A 19,467-nucleotide genomic window follows, 5' to 3' on the forward strand; every position below is an offset into this window, starting at 1 on the left:
TTTTTTAATGGTGAAATACACTGGGGTACATATGATGCAATATGAGCAGCCAACCGAGTAACGTCAGTGTGGAGAATAAGGTTGTGGTTGAAATGACATTAGAAACTAATTCTGGTGTCTGTTGGTATTGCTCTGAAATAATATACGCATTTTTAGCTGTTGGTACTGCTGCTGAAATGGTCGCGGCAACAACGAGGATGGGCGAGAGTCCCGCTAAATGGGATAAATAAAGGATCAGGCCAGGCATGAAAATGAGTTTGCAGAGATTAATGAGTAAGATATTCAGTTCATTATGATGAAAGGAACTCCATTTGAGACTCATTCCAATAGCAAAGAGTGCACAAGCTGTAATCGCTGAGCCTAAAATCGTCAGATAATTGGTGATTAAAGTGGGTAATGTTAATCCTGATGAGGCAAAAAGGATCCCCGCAAATGTTGAGAGTATGATGGGGTTTTTGACAACATGCAGAATTTTTTCTAAAAGTGGCAGTTTATGTTCATCTTTAGTGTGCGCGGCTTGCTCAAGAAAAATCATAGTGATGATAATCATTATGACCATGATGACATTGGCGATTGCTGCAGGTAGTAACGCCTTATGGCCAAAAATGCTGTGTAGTAGCGGTAACGCGATAATGCCAGTATTGGCTAATACACAACTGGCAGCAAGCATTGTGGAAGTCGCCAAATTTTTATGGATGATTAATAAAAAAGTTAAAATAATGAGGTATATACCGATAACGCCGCCTCCAAATGCCAGGATAAAGGGCAAATTGAATAAATTGTTGATTTCTTCTTGGGCGATAACAAGAAACAGTAAAGCCGGCATCAATACAAAATAAGTAAATTGTATGAGTAATGCAGGCGTCGTTTCAGGGAGAATACTCGTTTTTGAAAAAAGGTAACCTGTGATGATGATGGCAAAAACGGGCAAAACCAAATTAAGGATATCCATGTATAGACTCTTTTTGAGTGGTAAGAAGTTTGTTGATCAGTCGTTGAGTCGATTGCTTTATGATAATGTTAATATAGATGTGAAAAATGAATTTGACCATTCACTTGTATAATAGAAATTGTGATCTGTATATCTATATCGTTTTGGGTGATGCTGTTATTCTTTTGGATGAGAGGGGCAATTAATAAGAATGAAGTGATATGGATAGTGTTTTAGAATTAGGCATTGATCAGTTAGTACAATGTGCTAGGCGTGAAACAACAGAGCCTACTGTTTTACCTAGTATCGCACATCGCCGTCAAGGGTACATTGACAGTACTGAGTTAGCGGGCGTTTTTCCATTGCTACATCATGTGTTTGAGACTAAGTGCAATGGAGTCCCTGTGAAAGTTTTTAAGCCTTATGAAGGTGAAGACATGCCTATTGTGGTTTATTTCCATGGTGGTTGCTTTGTCAGTGGTGGATTTGAGACTCATGAACAACAACTAAGGCAAATTGCACATTTATCGGGGGCAATTGTTATTGCCGTTAAGTATCGGCTAGCACCTGAATACACTTATCCATGTGCTCATGATGATGCCTTTGACGCTTGTGACGGTATTTATCAGGATTGTTATCGATGGGGGGGCAATAAAGAGGCCATTATATTAGCTGGTGACAGTGCGGGAGGGCATATAGCTTTAATCACGAGTTTACGATTACGGGATAGGGCGATTTGGCAACCGATAAAACAAATTTTGATTTATCCAATGCTTGATGCAACCGCTTCATGTGAGAGTATGGATAAATATGGTGAGAATTATATTATCACTAAAGCCATGTTAATGTCAGGGTTGGCACTTTATAGGGGGAACGTGAATGCGATGCATGAGGAGATCAGTCCATTATTTCGAACAGATTGGAAAGGATTGCCTGAAACACATATTTTAACTGCGGAGTTTGATCCCCTTGTTGATGAAGGAGAAATGTTATACCGACACTTACGCTTAGCGGGAGTCGATGCTTATTGCGGTCGCTATTTTGGTGTTATTCATGGTTTTATTCAATTATCCGGCATTAGTCAATCGGCTCAAGAGGCGTTAATGCATGTGGCTGGGCTTGTTAGGAAGGGGGGGGGGAAGATAACACAAAAATATGAATTGCGAGCTATGATTAGAGAAATGATTTGATATTTCTATTGCTCATTATTAGTCGCTACAAGACGTAATTTTAATGCAGTACGGCTTGAAGGGTAAAAGGGAAAATTATGTGGTTTTTAGAGCATATTTGGTGGATAGTCTCTTTATGTGTCATCGGTTTTTTTACGTTGATGAGTTTACGTTATCGTATTCCTCTCGCTCAGTTAGTGTTACAAGAAAACGAGTTACAAGTACAACCCATGTCTGAAACGACTCAATTGGAGATATCCTCTTTATTTGATAGGCAGTATTTAGAAAGTGGGTTTCCCTATAAATTAGGATTTTGTGCTTTTAAGTTTAATTTAGGTGAAATTATTCTAGAATCCAGTTGTAAAGGGAGGTTAAAGCTATGGTTGATTGATGAGTTTGATCAATCAGCTAAAGGCTCTGTTAAAGCGGGTAAACGCTATTGGGTCGACGGTTTTAAAATTGCGCAAACCACTTGGAAAGTGGATGGAAGCACGAAAGTCACTTTATCTATTGACAATACGTTATTACTGGCTGAAACGAATGTGAATTTATTGGCTTTTTTGCTGGGAAGGAGGGCGCCATCAGTTGTAATAAAGGGGGTATTTGGTGGTCCACCTAAAGAGCCAGAGGAAGAACATATTGCTAATCCTGTGGTTTAGTGTTTTTTTGATTTTATGATGTTGGCTTAACAGTAGGTAAATATGGATAAACGTCCTGAAACGATTATTGATATTCAATCTATGATCCCATCGATTGTTGCTGAGATACGCTATTACTCAGCAGACAATTTTATCGGGGCACCAATCGATGGCTACTTAGCCCCTAAAATTTTTTTGTCTATTCCTGCTTGTCGAGCATTAGAAAAAGCGCAAAGTATGCTTGCTCGATTTGATTTGGGTTTAAAAGTCTATGATGCTTATCGTCCTCAAATGAGCGTTGATCATTTCATTCGTTGGTCTCAAGATGAGCGTGATATAAAAATGAAAGCCGTTTATTATCCTGAATTGGATAAAAAGGATCTATTCAATCAAGGATTTGTTGCCAGTAAGTCATCTCACTCAAGAGCAAGTACTGTAGATGTGACATTAGTGTCTTTATCATCGCCTTTTTTTCAAGAATTAGATATGGGCACGATTTGGGACTATTTCCATCCAGCTTCTTGGACACATTATAACAAGCTTACGCATGATCAACGTGCAAATCGTATGCTATTACAGCAAGTAATGAGTCATGTTGGTTTTACTGGTTTGTCGCAAGAATGGTGGCATTTCACTTTAAAGCAGGAGCCTTTTCCTAATACGTATTTCAATTTTCCTATCGAATAACATTTTGTTATTACATTGTGGAACGGTGATTAATTTTGCTTTATGTTGAGAAATGACCATTCTGATCTGATAGCGTAAACAGTACAAATACACATTATTGGAGATACAAATGAGTCGACATGAATTACATCGAATGCATCGTATTGGTTGGCTTCGTGCGGCAGTACTGGGAGCAAACGATGGCATTGTTTCTACTGCAAGCTTAATTATTGGGGTGGCTGCTGCACACTCGACTCGGTTTGATATTTTACTCGCTGGTATGGCCGGACTCGTGGCTGGCGGTATGTCGATGGCCGCAGGAGAATATGTCTCTGTTAGCTCACAAGCCGATATTGAGAAAGCAGATTTAGCATTAGAAAAAGCGTCATTGAACGATGATATTGAATTTGAAGAAAAAGAGCTAGCGGATATTTATCGCCATAGGGGACTTGAGCCTGAATTAGCTCACGAAGTCGCTAAACAATTAATGGAACATGATGCACTCGCGGCACACGCTCGGGATGAATTAGGGATAACAGATACGGGAAGAGCCAGACCTTTACAGGCAGCTATGTCGTCAGCCAGTATGTTTACTTTGGGAGCATCACTTCCCTTATTGGTGGCTTGGTGGGCACCGTTGGACACTATGATAGTGTCGATTAGCAGTGCTTCGTTATTGTTTTTGGCTGTATTGGGGATGTTAGCGGCACGTGTTGGTGGGGCATCGATGAAAAAAGGCGCTGTTCGAGTCTTGTTTTGGGGAGCATTAGCCATGCTACTCTCAGCTGCCGTCGGAAAGCTATTTGGTGTGGTGGTATAGCCGCATTAAAAGTAGATGAAGTCAATGGACCGTTTGTTTGATTCAAGGAAGAACTATGACTATTCGTTATGCAAAAATAGTACTTATTTGGAGTGTTGCGTTATTCTCAGGTCTTGTTGCTTGGAATAATATGGTTGATTATGAGTCAAATTATAACTTTGTGTTTCATGTACTTAAAATGGATACCACATTTCCAAACAATGTAGGTATGTGGCGAGCGATAGAGTCGCCTATGGCATATCATTTTGTTTATGGGGTTATTATTGCGGTTGAAAGTCTTATTGCTTTCTTATCCGCCACTGCTGGAGTGCAGTTAATCAGGCATCGTTATAGCCATAGAGAATTTAACACTGCGAAGAGTGTTGCTGTGGCTGGGTTGGTGTTAGGTATAGTGCTTTGGTTTACTGGATTTTTAACCATTGGTGGTGAATGGTTCTTGATGTGGCAGTCCGCAGTATGGAATGGACAGCAAGCGGCTTATCGATTAGTGGTTGTGTTCTTGATGATTTTAATTATTTTTCTTTTGCCTGATGAGTTTGAGCAATGAGGCTAAATGTTATCAGCCTCATTCATTATTTCATTAAATGGAAATACCTAATCCTACGATGAATTGAAAGTCATCTTTTTTCGGGATTTCACCTTCACCATTCGCTTGAGGTTGGCTGACTCTATCCCAAACAAAGGAAAGATCTAAATCAAAGTATTGGGTTAAATTAATAGAAAATCCTGTTAACACATGATGAGTGTATCCCCCCGCATCACTGCTGCCGTACTGAATACGATAAAGGGCATTGAAATCGATAATCTCAGTTAATTTTGTGTCATAGTCTGTTTCAACAACAATGGCGGGACTGCTATTATATTTCTCTTCACCCGCTTCTACCTCATCAAAGCGAGTATAGACGTAGGCCGGACCACCACTGACTTTCCATTCTGTTGTCGAAGTGTCAATTATATTATAACCAATACCCGAACCTAAGGTGATTTTATAATCATAGTTTAAAAATGGATCTTTATAGACTTCTCCAAAAATAGGTCGCAAATAAAACTTTTTGGAAATAAACCAATCAAAATTGCTGTTTAATCTGTGATTATTTATGGTAGCTTCACCATCAGTACGAGAATAATTCCCTAAATATGTTGTATTAAAACGAGACTCTGTTGTTCTTCTACGTGTATAAGCAATGGCGCTATAGTCAATTTGATCTGTATTGCCAGAATAAAAGTCAGCCCCTAAGGTGATTTTTGTGGACCAGTAATTACTTTCGCTATCATTGCCCGTGATAATGGTCATCACATCGCTGCGAGGATATTGACGATTATTGATGTCTATTTGGTTATTTCGTAAGGTTAACTGCCCTGTTTGAGTCGTAAAATCGATAAAACCTACACTGACAACATGACTGGTGTGAAGCTGTAAAATATCATCCCAATCTATGCTGAGTGTGCCAAATTCTTTACTTTTGAATTCTACTTTGTCCTCATATAAATGCTTGAGGGTGCCTTTTAGCATTTCAAGACTTGAGAGTTGGATCCAATCATACTTGTTGTCTTCAGGCAAAGTGAGTTCAGCAGGCGTTAGCGTCTTAGGTTGATTTGTTTCAGGCAATGCTTTGGAAGTGGGAGTCGCGATACTTTCAAAGCTAGTTGTTAATAGGCTACAAGATAAAAGGAGTAGACTAAGTGTGTTTTTCCTCTCTATTGATGGCTGACAACTTAGCATGTCTTCCTGCACCTTTATTCTCCCTAAAATTGTTAAAATTACGATGGTAAGATAGGGAGAATATACTACAAAAATGTTATTTATGAAGCAATGCTGTTTTTAGTAAAAGAGCGGCTAAGAAAGCTTTTTATTACAACTCACCCAGTAACCAAGGTTGAATAAAGGCTGCGATTTGTGGCTGCGCTTTCGCATTCGGATGAATACCATCATTTTGCATTAATTCAGGGTGGGTGATGATATCTTTTAAGAAGAAGGGCACCAAAGTGATTTGCTGCTCCTTGGCGATATCTTGATACACTTGAGTAAACTGTTTGGCGTATCGTGGGCCGTAATTAGGCGGAACCATAATGTTTGACAGTAAAATAAGTGCGCCTCTTTCTTGAGATAATTTAATGATTTGTGTTAGATTTTGTTTTAGTTGTGTTGTTGGGAAACCACGCAGCCCATCATTTGCACCTAGCTCAATAAAAATGAGTTGAGGCTCGACGGAGTCAAGTAATGCAGGTAGTCGTCTCAGTGCTCCTGCCGAAGTTTCGCCACTGACTGATCCGTTGATTAACGTATGTTGTGGTAATTTTTTACGTAGTAAGTTAACCCAGCCTTCATTTTCAGGCATGCCGTATCCAGCACTTAAGCTGTCGCCTAAAATTAAAATGGGGGCTGCTTGAAGGGGAAGGCTTATCAAAATTAATACCATGGCAATTAATGGTGCCATGGATTTTTTCTTTAAGAAGGGTGTTATGTTTAATAAAAGTGCCATAGTGGTTAATTCTCTCGTTAAGTCAGTGGCGACCCAAGAAGGGCAGCTTTCTATCCTCAACGGCATTGACTTAGAAGTCAAGCAGGGGGAAAGTATTGCGATTTTAGGGCCTTCGGGATCAGGAAAGTCAACGCTATTGGGGTTACTTGCAGCCTTAGATACGCCAACATCAGGGGACATAGCGCTAGATGGTGTGTCATTGAAGGGGCTTGATGAAGAAGGTAAAGCTGCACTTCGTAAAGAAAAAGTGAGTTTTATTTTTCAGTCTTTCATGTTGGTGGATACATTAACGGCCCTTGAAAATGTAATGTTACCTGCTGAACTTGCAGGAATAAAAGAGGCAAAAGAAAAAGCCAAAAAGATGTTAGATAGAGTAGGACTTTCTCATCGCTTGAACCATCTACCGAATCAATTATCGGGAGGAGAACAGCAGAGAGTGGCGATTGCTCGCGCTTTTATTAGCGAGCCCAAAGTGTTATTTGCCGATGAACCAACCGGGAATTTAGATGCTGCGAACAGTGATAAAATTACCCAAATGCTCTTTTCAATGAACAATGAAAGTCACACAACTTTAGTGTTGGTGACTCATGATCTCACTTTAGCTAATTTATGTGAACGGCAATTGTTAATGGAAAATGGCATTTTGTCAGAGTCGACGCCTCACAAAGTGCATACAACGGATGAGGTGAGTTAATGGCTTTAGAACTGGCGTGGCGATTGTTTAAGCGGGAATTATCTCAAGGGCAGCTAGTGTTAATTATTTTAGCGATCACCTTAGCGGTATTGTCAGTGACGGGGCTGGCGAGTGTCAGTGATAGGCTTCAAGTGGCGATCAAGGGGCAAGCATCTCAATTTATTGCCGCAGATCGCATTATTCGTTCACCTAAGCTAATCGATCCAGCTTTGTTGGCGATGGCAAATAAACTGGGGCTTTCACAAACCTTAGTACTTGAGTTTAACTCCATGGCTTATGCGGGAGATAAGTTTCAACTCGTGAAAGTGAGGGCCGTCGAGGATGAATATCCTTTGAAAGGGCAGATTGAATTATCCACGGGTCAAGCCAGCGGATTACCTGCTCTTGGCCATTTATGGTATGAAACTCGTCTTTCTGGTTTATTATCTCAACCGACTCAGGTTGAAATTGGTCTTACCCAGTTTATGTTGTCAAAGGAAATAAAGCGGTTACCTGATGCAGGTTTTAACCCATTTGCTTCATCGCCAGTGGTACTCATGCGTATGGCGGATGTGGAAAAAACCGGTGTGTTGCAACCGGGAAGTCGAGTGACGTATTTATATCAATTTACTGGGGGAGACAGCCAATTAAATGCATTTGAAAAGCAAGTGAAGCCTTTTTTGAACACCAGCCAACGTTGGGTTGATGTCACATCTGGCGACTCTCCGATTGCTAATGCGGTTAATCGTGCCGAGCAGTTTTTATTGTTGGCTTGTTTATTAGGCATTGCTTTAGCATGTGCTGCAATTGGTATCGCTGCGCAGCGTTATTGTCAGCGTCATTATGATGTGGTGGCGATGTTGAAAACGTTTGGAGCTTCAGCTCGTCAAATTCGTACGTTGTTTAGTTTACATCTACTTTTGGTCACGTGTTTTGGCGTAATATTAGGCGTTTTTCTCGGGGTAGGACTTGATAAAGCCATCAGCTTGTTTTTACCTGAAGAGATAGCACGTTATTCGCCTTCTTTATTCAGGCCAGTTTTATTAGGCATCGCAACGGGACTCATTAGTGCCGTTATGTTTTCAGCTTATCCTTTGTTGCGTTTGCTGTCTATTCCACCATTAAGAGTGCTTCAACGTCAGCTTGAAAGTGCAAGTTTTGGTATGTGGGTCCATTTACTGCTGAGTTTATTGGCAATGGGCTTATTGGGTTACTTGTATTCAGGGCAATTGGCGATGACCTTAACCGTGATGGCGACGGTGTTATTGCTCGGGGCATTACTCAGTTTGTTAGGCTTTTTAATGATTAAGCTTGGCCATGGTATGGGAATGAAAACCACTAACCCGTTGCAATTAGCACTGGCGGGTTTAAGGCGTCGAGCAAAACAAAATGCGATGCAATTGGTTGGGTTTAGTTGTGCGTTAGTCCTTTTATTAACCATTTTAGCCCTTAGGCAGGATTTATTGGAAGAATGGCGGCAGCAATTACCTGATACTGCGCCTAATTATTTTTTAGTGAATATTGCACCTGAGCAAAAGGCAGGAGTGATCCAATATTTATCTCAATATATTGGGGATGTTCCTCATTTATACCCTGTTATTCGAGGTCGGTTGACTCAGATTAATGGCGAAAATACCATTACCCAAAAACAGCAAGATGAAGGAGCAACTGGGCGCTTAGGGGTTGGCCGAGAGCTGAATTTAACTTGGCGAAATACGGTACCTGAAAATAATCAATTGTTAGAGGGGAAATTCAATCAAGCATCAAATGATGTCTCAGTTGAGTCAGGGGTGGCCGAGCGGTTAGGACTCACATTGGGTGACAGGTTAACGTTTACCATAGACAATCAGAAGGTGGATGTAACCGTTACGAGTATTCGAGATGTGCATTGGGAGAGTTTGCAACCTAACTTTTTTATGATTTTTACTGAAGAAGCCTTGTCTTCTTTTGCCTCAACCTCCATTGTGAGTTTTCGTTTAAAGGAAGATAATCATCAGGTTATTGTTGGTTTGCTGCGTTTGTTTCCAACGATATCTGTGATTGATGTGGGGGCGATGATTGAGCAGTTACGGCAAATTATCAGTCAAGTGTCAGTGTCTTTATCTTTGGTGTTAGCATTAGTGGTGATGGCAAGTGCGTTAGTTATGATGGCTCAAACGGAAGCTGGAATGGCGTCGCGGCAGCGGGAACTGGCGGTGTTACGTACCTTTGGGGCTAAAGGCAGTTTACTCAAATGGGCAACCGGACTGGAATTTGCACTGTTAGGGATTATCGCGGGTGTGTTAGCCGTTTGGGTTGCAGAGTTTTCTTTATATTTATTAAAAACACAAGTGTTTGAACTTAATGTCTATATGCATTGGCCATGGTGGGCTATCGCCCCACTTTGTGGCGGCGTGGTAGTGGGAGTATTAGGGCTCTGGCGTTGCCGTCAATTATTAAACCAACCTTGTACTGAGCTATTAAAGGGACATTAATTGCTATGCTCACTTTTAATATTTTTATGTCGATTGCAGTAATTGGTGAAGTGCTTCATTGATGTTGGGGTATTGAAATTGAAAACCTGTCGCTAATGTGCGTGTTGGTAGAATGAACTGTCCTTGCGTAAGCAGCTGGGACATTTCACCTAAAGCCAGTTTTAATATAAAAGCAGGTAAAGGCACGATTGCCGGTCTTTTGAGGGTATGAGCTAACACTTTGGCAAACTCACTTTGGCTGATGGGGTGAGGGGTCGTGGCATTAAAAATACCTTGGCAATGCGTTTGTTTTATCATGAAGAGAATAAGCGCCACTAAATCGGTTTGATGGATCCAACTGACACCTTGTTTCCCGTCTCCAATGGGGCCACCTAGACCCAGTTTAAAGGCGGGAAGCATTTTACTGAGTGCACCACCGTGAAAACCTAAGACTAAACCTAAACGTAAAATAATGACTTGGGTCTGTAAGGAGCGACAAGAATTTGCAGATTTTTCCCACTCTTTACAGACAATGTGGGGGAATTCCTGAATGGTCTCTTTTTGAGGTATATCATCTTCATCGAATGCTTTATTCGAATGGCTGCCATAAAAGCCGATGGCTGAAGCGTTGATTAACTTTTGAGGTGGCGTGGAACTTTTTTTAATTAAGCTCGCGATTTCTTGAGTGATTTGCCAGCGGCTGTGACAGATACGATCTTTTTGAGTATGGCTCCAGCGTTTGCTTGCTATAGGCTCTCCTGCAAGGTTGATAACTATGTCTATGTCATTAAGGTGATCAAGTGAGCTTAATGCTTTGAGGTAGGTGTGGGCTGTTCCTAACTTTTGTGCAGCTTTTCCTGGATGGCGAGAAAGAAGTGTCAGTGAATGTTCTTGCTCAAGGGCATGAACAAGTTGTGTTCCAATAAAACCTGTCGCGCCTGTGATAAGTATATTCATAGTGATATTTTTTATCGGGTTTGCATACAAGCATAATAACTCCAACATAAAAAGGATCAATTTTTTGCGTTTAAACTTAAAAATGAGGCGAAATTTTATTCTTGCCTCACTGTTTAAGTGAGGCAGAGGAATTATTTTTCTTTTTTATAGCATAGCGTTAAAGAAACGGAGTCTGCAAATCTAAGCGCATGAGGTTTGTCTATTTCGACTTCGGCTAAATCGACCCAAGGGTGCTCACTGGCAATGGCTAAGACTTGATTGGTTAAGTTCTCAAGTAATGAAAAACGATTATTCTCAACTAATGCAATCATTTTTTTCGTAATGGTCCGATAGTTTAACGCATCTTCCATATTATCACTGCCTCGTGCTTTCGTTGCACAATAATGAATAGAGGCATTAATAATAATGTCTTGTTTATTCTTAATTTCATCCTCTTTAATACCGATAAAAGTGCGAAGACGTAAATTTTTAATGCGGATAATTGCTATTTCTGGCTTCATTCTTGTTATAATCTCCTTTATATCATTAAGAATAAGCCTATCAATTTTATAATAAATCTAGAAGCTTTTTTGTCTTACCAATAGTATCTTGCCGTGAATAAGCATTGAGGATTGTATAAATGAATCGATTTGAAGATAAAGGGGTCGCCTACAAAGGGATAGCGACGATGGGGTTTATTGTCGTTATTTTGGCTGGGATTAAAATTGCTAGCCCCATTGTGGTGCCTTTAGTGTTGTCGGCTTTTATTGCGGTGATCTGTAATCCTATTATTAATTGGATGTCCACTTATCGTGTGCCTCGTTTGCTCGCGGTATTAATTTTGATGGTATTGATTTTACTAGCAGGCTTTTGGCTAACCTCGGTTGTGGGGAGTTCTATCACCGAATTCTCTCAGCAGTTACCTCATTATCGTAGTCAACTGATTGAACATTTCTCATGGGGGATTGATAAGTTACAGTCACTCAAGATCAATATTACGCGGGATCAAATCATGTCGTACTTTGATCCCGGTGTTGCTTTTTCAATGACAACCAATATGTTATCAGGTATTGGTAATGTCATGGCCAATTTATTTTTGATTGTACTGACTATCGTTTTTATGTTGATAGAGGCTCCGACTTTTGCTAAGAAATTACATTTTGCATTTGATAATCCCGGTGTCGGCCTGCAGCAAATGGATAAGTTCTTGCATTCGGTTAATCGTTACATGGTAATAAAGAGTCTACTGAGCTTAGCCACAGGGGCCATTATTGGTGTTGGACTTTATATCATTGGGGTCGATTACGCCTTGTTATGGGGGGTGATTGCTTTTCTGTTTAACTATATTCCTAATATTGGTTCCATTATTGCCGCAGTGCCAGCAGTGTTGTTAGCTTTTATCCAATTAGGGACAGGTGAGGCAGGTGCGGCTACGTTACTCTACATTGTAACAAATACGGTGATTGGCAATATTATTGAACCTAAATACACTGGACGGGGGGTGGGGTTATCGACTTTAGTGGTTTTTTTGTCACTCATTTTTTGGGGGTGGCTGCTCGGTACCGTCGGCATGTTATTGTCCGTGCCTTTAACTATGGTGGTAAAAATCGCGTTAGAATATAGTGAAAGTGGAAAATGGTTATCTATTTTATTGTCGGACAATTTAGGGGCAGAACCTTGTGTTCCTGTCAAAGCATCTGTTGATACTTCGCAAAAGAATGAACAAATTGTTCATCAAAAGCCGAAAGAATAATCTGGGTGAAACATAGCTTCCTCTTACTCATAAAGGCATGCTTTGAGTGAGTTTAGGGGATATTTTTTTAGATGGTTGGAACAGTAAGTTAATGCAGTTATTTTTAGAAGCGCTACAAAAAATTAAGTGGGATCAAGACGTGGCTCGTTTGTTTCATGGACGAGGTGGACGTTACATTGGTTGTGAACATTTGTGTTTGGATTGGTTTAACCCTGTGTTGTTGTTAACCAGCTTTAAACCACTCACTAATGATGAACTTGCGTTGATTATTGATGGAATAACTCAGCGTTGGCAGACGTTGGTGCCTAACGAACCGCTCAATTTGGTTTATCAATATCGCAGTGGTGGGAAAACAATGACTGAGAGTATAGCAGGCAGTGTGCCTGAGCCTCATATTGTGGCCGAAAATGGTGCGCGTTTTCAGGTGCATTTATTAAAGGGGCAAAACCACGGATTGTTTCTTGATATGAGCCGAGGACGTCAATGGGTACGTGAACATGGACGTGATAAAAAAGTATTAAACTTATTTGCTTATACTTGTGGTTTCTCAGTGGCTGCTTTACAAGGTGGGGCTACTGAGGTGGTAAACATGGACATGAGCAAAGGTGCGCTTGCCCTTGGTAAACAGAATCATTTGTTGAATGGCTACTCGACTGGCGCTAAATTTTTAGGGCATGATATTTTTAAATCGTGGGGGAAGCTGACAAAGTTAGGGCCTTATGATCTTATTATTGCCGATCCACCGAGTAATCAAAAAGGCAGCTTTGTTGCCAGTAAAGATTACGCACGTTTATTAAAGCGACTCCCTGATTTGCTTAAGCCTGGAGGAGATCTGTTGTTATGCCTTAATGCTCCTGAGTTGAGTATTGATTTTTTAAAGGAACAAGTTAATGAATATAGTGCAAATTTAGTCTTTCAAGAGCAAATTACAAACCCAGAAGTGTTTGAAGATGTTGATCCAAATAAGGCATTGAAAGTACTCAGGTACCAATGAAATTATTAGCAATTTAATGCTAATAATGGCTAAGTGTTAGTCATTATTTGTCATTAAATTAGTTATATAAAAATAGATTTTAATATAAAAAAGGCATTAAAAACTGAAAGGCTTTCAGTTTTTAATGCCTTTTTTATTATTTACAACGCTAAAACGCTGTTTTCTTAAAACAGAACTGAAAGTTTTTTGTAAGCCGGCCTTTTTGAGTGGTATAATTAACGTAGAGTTGATTATATGGCCTTTTTTGCATTATTTCTTCTCATACAAGGCAAAATGACACGATTTGATGGCATGCCTTTGTTCCCTACACTATCTTTGATGCGGAGTGATTATGGAAGCGCAAGACTACGAAGAAGCTTACTACCAAGTACAAGATGAAATGTTAGCTTCGCTGCCGACTGAAATGGATGAAGATGCGTTTTTAGATTGATCTCCTGTTCCAAGGTGATTATTTTAGCTATTTCTACAGATAATCCATAAAATGCCAATCAGTGATTGATTGGCATTTTTTTATTATTTGCTGTTTTAACCATCACTTTTTGGCCTGATGTGATAAAGTGCTGCAATGTTCCGCGAACACGCATATAAATGGCTTTTGGCTTGCTTGAGTAATGTGGGTAATGGCAGATCTTTTGGCGTGATAGAAAAGAGTGCAGTTATACCATTATCGAGCAGTTTATTGGCATCTTCACCGATACTTCCGCCAATGGCGATCACGGGAACAGCATAGTGGTTCGCTAGGCGTGTCACCCCTAATGGGGCTTTGCCGTTAAGGGTTTGACTGTCTAAGCAGCCTTCACCAGTAATAACTAAATCGGCGTTTGCTATCTTTTTATCAAGCTCTGTGATTGCAAGGATAAGATCAATACCTGGCTTCATTGTTGCTTGGAGTATTGACATAAGGCCAAATCCAATACCGCCGGCAGCACCTGCGCCCGCTTTTTCTCGATGATCTTCTTTTCCCGATTTCACCCAAATATCTGCAAAGTGGCTCAATGCGTTATCAAGCTGATGGACCGAGTGATTGTCGGCGCCTTTTTGGGGACCAAATATTTGACTGGCACCTGTTTCACCGCATAAAGGGTTGGTGACATCACAGGCCAATTCAAATTGACATTGCTTAATCAGTGGATGGAGTTGGGTGGTGTCAATCATATCGAGTTCTTTTAAGTAAATGCCACCAGGTGTTAATACCTGTTTATTTTTATCGAGAAATTTTACGCCTAATGCACTGAGTATTCCGGTGCCGCCATCGACTGTTGCACTTCCACCTAAGCCTAAAATGATGTGTTTTATGCCACGATTAAGCGCATCAAGGATAAGTTCTCCCGTGCCTATGCTTGATGTAATACGAGGATCACGTAGCGTTTTTGGTATTAAATCTAATCCAGAGGCTTTGGCGACTTCAATAATGGCGGTTTGCGATTCACTCTGTGGTGTATTACCAAGAATACCATAATAGGTTTGCACGTTAGTGCCCAATGGCCCTTTTACTGTCAAGGGCACTTTTTGCCCATTCGTCGCTGCAATGAGTGTATCAACGGTGCCTTCTCCTCCATCTGCAATGGGCTGATGAATATATTGCGCATGAGGAAGCACTTCCCGAAAGCCTTTTTCTATTTCGTTCGCGACTTCCACCGCGGTTAAGCTTTCTTTAAATGAATCGGGAGCAATAACGATTTTCATAATATATCCCTAAATAATATGGCATTAAAGGAGGAGTAAACTTAACAAATAAATGAAGGTGATACTCACGAGCCCTTGAATAAGAGTTGCCAAGGTTTGTGCTTTGTAAGCTTGCTTGACACTCATATGACTGAACTGAGTGACGACCCAGAAAAAACTATCATTAGCATGTGAAACCGTCATCGCTCCACTGCCAATTGCCATGACGGTAAGTGCGCGTCCCATATCACTAGAGAGCCCTATGCTATCAAGCATAGGGGCGACCATGGCTGATGTAGTGACTAATGCGACGGTGGATGAACCTTGAGCTGATTTTAATGCCGCAGCGACAATAAAGGGCATAAAGAGTCCGAGTCCTAATTGAGATAAGTGACTTCCTAAAAAGTCACCAATAGGAGTCGCATTGAGTACGGCACCAAATGCTCCCCCAGCACCAGTAATGAGCAAAATCGGTGCCGCTAAGGTGAGACCGTGACTGACATGTTGGCTGAGTTGTTGTATTTTTCCCTTGCCTTTTAACAACGTGAGTGAAATAAAAAGCCCTATGATTAAGGCATTAACTGGTTGACCGAGTGTAATGAGTATCTCAAACAATCCGCCTTGACCAAAAGGGTTAATGGGAAGTTGGGCAATAGAGCCGACGCAAATTAAAAAAATGGGGATAAAAATGGGAGAAAAAGCACCTAATGGGCTGGGGAGTTGAGGGTATTGAGAGGTGGGCTCTTTCAATGGTTCATGATGTTGATTGTCTATATCGCCATCAGGTGCTATTTGAGTGAATTGATTCGCCCAAAGTATTCCGGCAATGGCTGCAATGGCACTAATAATAAGGCCTAATCCAATCACTAACCCTAAGTGTGCGCTTAACCCAAGGTTGCCTGCGGCGGCAATAGGGCCAGGTGTTGGAGGTACAAACGTATGGGTTGCAAAGAGGCCTGTCGCCAGTGCAATACTCATCGCGACACTGGATATTTGCATTCGCTCAGCCATAGATTGTTTTAATGCGTTTAAAATGACAAACCCAGAATCACAAAATACAGGGATCGACACTAAATATCCAATAATAGACATGGTTAACGTTGGGTATCTTTTACCTAACAATTTTATGACAACATCAGCCATGGTAATCGCGGCACCACTTTTTTCTAAAATGGTCCCTATTATGGTGCCTAAAACGATAACTAAGCCGATATAGCTCAGTATGTTTCCAAAGCCCTGATTAATAATGTGGGCGATTTGACTCATGGGTAACTGACAGGCAAGGGCCGTAATGAATGATGCCAATATTAAGGTCAAAAATGGATGCAGTTTAAAGGTAGAACTGGCCACAATAATAAAGATAATGATAAAGACTAATATGAATACCAAGCTCATAGTTGATCCTTTTTGGCATGATGAAGATGTTCAGTATGGCCCCTTATAACAGGATTGACTTTAGCATCATGGACAGTTTTCAGTCTGAGAGGAGGCTGTTTTTTGGTCGAATGCACAAAAATCATTTTGAAAGTAGCTGGCTGATGTAGAGTAAGCATACTCCTTCTAATGACTTAACAGATATTCCTGTAATTTCCTCTATTTTTTCGAGGCGGTATCTGAGCGTATTGCGGTGAATGAAAAGGGCATTTGCACAAGCTTGTTGATCGCCAAAATGGGAGAGATAGACATACAATGTCTTTATCAATTTTTGATTTTTATCATATTGAACAAGCTTTTCATAAGGGCGAAGTAATTCTTTTCCTTGCCAATGATGTTTTAAATCAGATAATAAGACTTGCAATGTGTAATGTTCAAATACGTATTTGTGACTTGTTGGATTTGTTTTAATGCCGATTAAGAGTGTTTCTTTAGCTGTTTTATAAGAAAGGTGAAGATCTTGTGGATTTGGAAAATATTGTCCTAATGCAATTTTCACTCTGCTTTTAAGATGAATAGGTAACCGCTTGAGCAGAGAGTCGATACGTTGGCTTTCGCGTTCTGTACTCCATCCTTTAGTGCCGACAGCAGTGGGTTTTAGGATCACGAGTTCAGTTAAAGAAGTAATAGCAACTAAATTGCCTCTTTTTGGTGAGTCCAAGAGCTGTACAAGCGTGTTTAACTCATCTTGTTTTGTATCAGGTTCTAATGGTGTGATTAATTGTATAACACACGCGACCCTAGGGAGATGTAAATCAATGCCTAATTGCTCTGCCCATTGCTGTTGTATGCGAGGATCGCCTTGGTTTTGCTTAATGAGCTGTAAAGTCAATTCTTCTTTTTGACGATGATCCCATTGTGCTTGACGCAATGACTCAGCTTGCTCAACAATCATTTCTGCGGTCATTTTAAGCAGCTCACCGAATTGCCGGAGTGGCTCAGGTGAGCCAGTAATACCGATGACACCAATAATATGACCTTTAAAATGTAATGGCAGATTGATACCTGCTTGGACACCTTGGAATGTATTTTTATGATTGATGGGGATTTCCACAACTCTATTTTGATTAATGGCCAGCTGTGCACCTTCATGTGCCAGGCCTATGCGGTGAGGATCCCCGGACGCAAGAATAATCCCTTTATTATTCATAACATTAATTTTATGTTTAATAATATGGGTGGTACGTTTTATTATCTGCTCAGCAATTTGCGTATTAAGAAAGTACATATTATTGATATAAGGATAATCATAAACAGAATATTTGAACATAAAAATACATTTCAATAAATCACTTATTTTGTGCCATTATTTTACTAACGCTTTTCAATAGACTGTTTGATTGACGGATAATTTTCTGGAGCGCGATATGCAGGGAAGTGAGAAGAAAAATAATAAAGTGAGTGCATTGGCATTGCTTGCTATGGTGCTATCGGTGTTGATGATAGCGAATGATTTCACAGCATTTGCTGTTGCTCTACCGATAATGGGACAAGAGTTTCAAGCTGGGATCAATAAAACGCAGTGGATTATTAATGGTTATACCTTAATGTTTGGTGTGTTAATTGTCACTGGAGGCCGTTTAGCCGATCGGATTGGTCGCCGCAAAGCGCTGATGATTGGGATCAGTATTTTTACCGTGTTCTCTGTGCTTGCTACTTTAGTGAGTGGTATTTTTGGTGTGATAGTGTGTCGAATACTCATGGGGATTGGGGGGGCACTCATGTGGCCTGCCATTTTAGGTATTGTATTTGGATTAATGCCGAGTCATCGAGCGGGGCTTGCTGGTGCTTTGGTTATTGGTACGGCGGGTTTTGGTAATGCCATGGGGCCGATGTTAGGAGGGGTGTTAACCGATTTATTAAGCTGGCGTTGGATTTTTTTGATTAATTTACCCATAGCTGTCATTGTTTTTTTACTGGTTTATACATTGATTGAAGATGATAAACCGATTGATCAAAATGAGCCCATTGATTATGCAGGTGTTTTGACTTTATCTATTGCTTTAATGGCCTTATTGCTAGCCTTGGATTTTGGTATTGGATTAGGCTGGGAAGATCCTTTTATTGTGAGTCTTTTTGTTATTTTTTTTGTGGTCATAGTGGCATTTTTCTATATTGAATACAAAGTGGGTCAGTATGCACTTATTCCAACGGATATGGTGAGAAACTATCCTTTTATGTCGGCAGGGCTTGCGACTTTAATGATGTCAGCCATTTTTTTTGCTGTATTGGTCTATCTTCCTCTCTTTTTTAGTCAAACCATGCAATATTCAGCCATGAAATCCGGCGTCGGACTGTTACCTGTTATGTTGACCTTTGCCCTTGCCTCTTTTTTTGCAGGGGCCTTATATGAAAAATTAGGGGCTAAACTCATTCTGTCAGTCGGGAGCGCCTGTCTAGCGTTAGGAATGTTTTTATTATCGAGTCTCACCATGCATACGAGTTATGCGTCAATGTTACTGGGAATGTTCATTTTAGGCATGGGAGTAGGACTCTTTTATTCGACGATTACGACCGCGGCATTAACGGTTGTGCCCCAGAAGCGGGCGGGCTTAGCAGGTGGGATTATCTTTATGTTTCAAATTGCAGGTGGGTCAATTGGTTTGGGGCTCAATACTGCGATTGTGTCTCAATATCAGCAGTTGAGTGAGGGGATCAATATGGCCTTTAAGGTCAATGGTGTTTTTTCCATCTTTGGACTTATCATTTGTTTGCTGTGGATTGGGAATAAAAAAACGGGGTAATAATCTGTGTCAATTTTGAAGGTGTCCATATAGGTTTGAATGAAACTTGTCGCTGAACATCTCTATTTACTCCGTTTCTTTATTAAGAGTTTTTTTAATATTAATGTG

Annotated in this window: 18 protein-coding genes; 10 read left to right on the forward strand and 8 right to left on the reverse strand. The window is 40.5% G+C overall.

The genetic code is table 11. From position 1 onward, the window contains the following. Positions 1-4 precede the first annotated feature (4 nt). The gene (locus tag Q0779_RS04045; RefSeq protein ID WP_298769770.1) at positions 5-952 is read right to left on the reverse strand and encodes an AEC family transporter; all 948 of its coding nucleotides are present in this window, start codon (positions 950-952) and stop codon (positions 5-7) included. A 200-nt stretch (positions 953-1,152) separates the two neighbouring features. Between Q0779_RS04045 and Q0779_RS04050 the strand changes: the two genes are divergently transcribed. The 5 genes from Q0779_RS04050 to Q0779_RS04070 all read left to right on the forward strand — a co-directional run bounded on the left by Q0779_RS04050 (position 1,153) and on the right by Q0779_RS04070 (position 4,771). After that, positions 1,153-2,121, forward strand: coding sequence for an alpha/beta hydrolase (locus Q0779_RS04050; protein ID WP_298769772.1), 969 nt, complete (start codon positions 1,153-1,155; stop codon positions 2,119-2,121). A 77-nt stretch (positions 2,122-2,198) separates the two neighbouring features. After that, positions 2,199-2,759, forward strand: a complete 561-nt coding sequence (locus Q0779_RS04055) for a hypothetical protein (protein WP_298769774.1) — start codon at positions 2,199-2,201, stop codon at positions 2,757-2,759. Positions 2,760-2,801: 42 nt separating this feature from the next. Beyond that, a complete protein-coding gene (locus tag Q0779_RS04060) occupies positions 2,802-3,425 on the forward strand; it encodes a M15 family metallopeptidase (RefSeq protein WP_298769776.1) in 624 nt (207 codons plus the stop codon). A gap of 109 nt (positions 3,426-3,534) precedes the next feature. Then, positions 3,535-4,224: a VIT family protein gene (locus tag Q0779_RS04065; protein WP_298769778.1), complete on the forward strand. Its 690-nt coding sequence runs from the start codon at positions 3,535-3,537 to the stop codon at positions 4,222-4,224. A 55-nt stretch (positions 4,225-4,279) separates the two neighbouring features. Then, positions 4,280-4,771: a DUF2165 family protein gene (locus Q0779_RS04070; RefSeq protein ID WP_298769780.1), complete on the forward strand. Its 492-nt coding sequence runs from the start codon at positions 4,280-4,282 to the stop codon at positions 4,769-4,771. Between the two features lie 33 nt (positions 4,772-4,804). Here Q0779_RS04070 and Q0779_RS04075 read toward each other — a convergent pair whose 3' ends face one another. Together Q0779_RS04075 and Q0779_RS04080 are read right to left on the reverse strand one after the other, a co-directional pair. Further along, positions 4,805-5,959 (reverse strand): DUF481 domain-containing protein, encoded by a 1,155-nt coding sequence (locus Q0779_RS04075; protein WP_298769782.1) that lies wholly within the window; start codon positions 5,957-5,959, stop codon positions 4,805-4,807. A gap of 118 nt (positions 5,960-6,077) precedes the next feature. After that, positions 6,078-6,662, reverse strand: a complete 585-nt coding sequence (locus tag Q0779_RS04080; protein ID WP_298769784.1) for an arylesterase — start codon at positions 6,660-6,662, stop codon at positions 6,078-6,080. A gap of 25 nt (positions 6,663-6,687) precedes the next feature. On the opposite strand from Q0779_RS04080, the gene Q0779_RS04085 reads away from it, so the two are divergent. Then, positions 6,688-7,401, forward strand: a complete 714-nt coding sequence (locus Q0779_RS04085; protein WP_298769786.1) for an ABC transporter ATP-binding protein — start codon at positions 6,688-6,690, stop codon at positions 7,399-7,401. Beyond that, positions 7,401-9,854, forward strand: coding sequence for an FtsX-like permease family protein (locus Q0779_RS04090; RefSeq protein ID WP_298769788.1), 2,454 nt, complete (start codon positions 7,401-7,403; stop codon positions 9,852-9,854). Before Q0779_RS04085 ends, Q0779_RS04090 begins: the two co-directional genes overlap by 1 nt. Before the next feature lie 24 nt (positions 9,855-9,878). On the opposite strand, the gene Q0779_RS04095 is transcribed toward Q0779_RS04090, so the two are convergent. Next, on the reverse strand, positions 9,879-10,790 hold the full coding sequence (locus Q0779_RS04095) for a TIGR01777 family oxidoreductase (RefSeq protein ID WP_298769789.1): 912 nt from the start codon (positions 10,788-10,790) through the stop codon (positions 9,879-9,881). Positions 10,791-10,921: 131 nt separating this feature from the next. Then, positions 10,922-11,290 (reverse strand): dihydroneopterin triphosphate 2'-epimerase, encoded by a 369-nt coding sequence (folX, locus tag Q0779_RS04100; protein ID WP_298769790.1) that lies wholly within the window; start codon positions 11,288-11,290, stop codon positions 10,922-10,924. Between the two features lie 119 nt (positions 11,291-11,409). On the opposite strand from folX, the gene Q0779_RS04105 reads away from it, so the two are divergent. Both Q0779_RS04105 and Q0779_RS04110 read left to right on the forward strand, forming a co-directional pair. After that, positions 11,410-12,522, forward strand: a complete 1,113-nt coding sequence (locus tag Q0779_RS04105) for an AI-2E family transporter (protein WP_298769791.1) — start codon at positions 11,410-11,412, stop codon at positions 12,520-12,522. A 91-nt stretch (positions 12,523-12,613) separates the two neighbouring features. After that, positions 12,614-13,516: a class I SAM-dependent methyltransferase gene (locus Q0779_RS04110; protein ID WP_298769849.1), complete on the forward strand. Its 903-nt coding sequence runs from the start codon at positions 12,614-12,616 to the stop codon at positions 13,514-13,516. A gap of 525 nt (positions 13,517-14,041) precedes the next feature. On the opposite strand, the gene Q0779_RS04115 is transcribed toward Q0779_RS04110, so the two are convergent. The 3 genes from Q0779_RS04115 to Q0779_RS04125 all read right to left on the reverse strand — a co-directional run bounded on the left by Q0779_RS04115 (position 14,042) and on the right by Q0779_RS04125 (position 17,885). After that, entirely contained in the window at positions 14,042-15,202 is a 1,161-nt protein-coding gene (locus Q0779_RS04115; protein ID WP_298769792.1) for a glycerate kinase, read from the reverse strand. Positions 15,203-15,226: 24 nt separating this feature from the next. Next, positions 15,227-16,576, reverse strand: a complete 1,350-nt coding sequence (locus Q0779_RS04120; protein ID WP_298769793.1) for a GntP family permease — start codon at positions 16,574-16,576, stop codon at positions 15,227-15,229. A 121-nt stretch (positions 16,577-16,697) separates the two neighbouring features. Beyond that, positions 16,698-17,885 carry a sugar diacid recognition domain-containing protein gene (locus Q0779_RS04125; protein ID WP_367180773.1) on the reverse strand — a complete coding sequence of 396 codons (1,188 nt, stop codon included), beginning with the start codon at positions 17,883-17,885 and terminating at the stop codon, positions 16,698-16,700. 97 nt (positions 17,886-17,982) lie between these two features. Between Q0779_RS04125 and Q0779_RS04130 the strand changes: the two genes are divergently transcribed. Further along, complete coding sequence (locus Q0779_RS04130) at positions 17,983-19,359, forward strand: MFS transporter (RefSeq protein ID WP_298769795.1); 1,377 nt, start codon at positions 17,983-17,985, stop codon at positions 19,357-19,359. Positions 19,360-19,467 lie beyond the last annotated feature (108 nt).

The sequence above is a fragment of the uncultured Shewanella sp. genome (assembly GCF_947491715.1).
Lineage (GTDB): Bacteria > Pseudomonadota > Gammaproteobacteria > Enterobacterales > Shewanellaceae > Shewanella.

Excerpts from the sequence above, each read along its gene's own strand:
- Q0779_RS04095 (WP_298769789.1), bottom strand. The coding sequence starts at position 10,790 with ATGAATATACTTATCACAGGCGCGACAGGTTTTATTGGAACACAACTT.
- Q0779_RS04050 (WP_298769772.1), top strand. The coding sequence starts at position 1,153 with ATGGATAGTGTTTTAGAATTAGGCATTGATCAGTTAGTACAATGTGCT.
- Q0779_RS04120 (WP_298769793.1), bottom strand. The coding sequence starts at position 16,576 with ATGAGCTTGGTATTCATATTAGTCTTTATCATTATCTTTATTATTGTG.
- Q0779_RS04115 (WP_298769792.1), bottom strand. The coding sequence starts at position 15,202 with ATGAAAATCGTTATTGCTCCCGATTCATTTAAAGAAAGCTTAACCGCG.
- Q0779_RS04090 (WP_298769788.1), top strand. The coding sequence starts at position 7,401 with ATGGCTTTAGAACTGGCGTGGCGATTGTTTAAGCGGGAATTATCTCAA.
- Q0779_RS04110 (WP_298769849.1), top strand. The coding sequence starts at position 12,614 with ATGCAGTTATTTTTAGAAGCGCTACAAAAAATTAAGTGGGATCAAGAC.
- Q0779_RS04065 (WP_298769778.1), top strand. The coding sequence starts at position 3,535 with ATGAGTCGACATGAATTACATCGAATGCATCGTATTGGTTGGCTTCGT.
- Q0779_RS04055 (WP_298769774.1), top strand. The coding sequence starts at position 2,199 with ATGTGGTTTTTAGAGCATATTTGGTGGATAGTCTCTTTATGTGTCATC.
- Q0779_RS04060 (WP_298769776.1), top strand. The coding sequence starts at position 2,802 with ATGGATAAACGTCCTGAAACGATTATTGATATTCAATCTATGATCCCA.
- Q0779_RS04105 (WP_298769791.1), top strand. The coding sequence starts at position 11,410 with ATGAATCGATTTGAAGATAAAGGGGTCGCCTACAAAGGGATAGCGACG.
- Q0779_RS04125 (WP_367180773.1), bottom strand. The coding sequence starts at position 17,885 with ATGTTCAAATATTCTGTTTATGATTATCCTTATATCAATAATATGTAC.
- Q0779_RS04130 (WP_298769795.1), top strand. The coding sequence starts at position 17,983 with ATGCAGGGAAGTGAGAAGAAAAATAATAAAGTGAGTGCATTGGCATTG.
- Q0779_RS04045 (WP_298769770.1), bottom strand. The coding sequence starts at position 952 with ATGGATATCCTTAATTTGGTTTTGCCCGTTTTTGCCATCATCATCACA.
- Q0779_RS04080 (WP_298769784.1), bottom strand. The coding sequence starts at position 6,662 with ATGGCACCATTAATTGCCATGGTATTAATTTTGATAAGCCTTCCCCTT.
- Q0779_RS04070 (WP_298769780.1), top strand. The coding sequence starts at position 4,280 with ATGACTATTCGTTATGCAAAAATAGTACTTATTTGGAGTGTTGCGTTA.
- folX (WP_298769790.1), bottom strand. The coding sequence starts at position 11,290 with ATGAAGCCAGAAATAGCAATTATCCGCATTAAAAATTTACGTCTTCGC.
- Q0779_RS04085 (WP_298769786.1), top strand. The coding sequence starts at position 6,688 with ATGTTTAATAAAAGTGCCATAGTGGTTAATTCTCTCGTTAAGTCAGTG.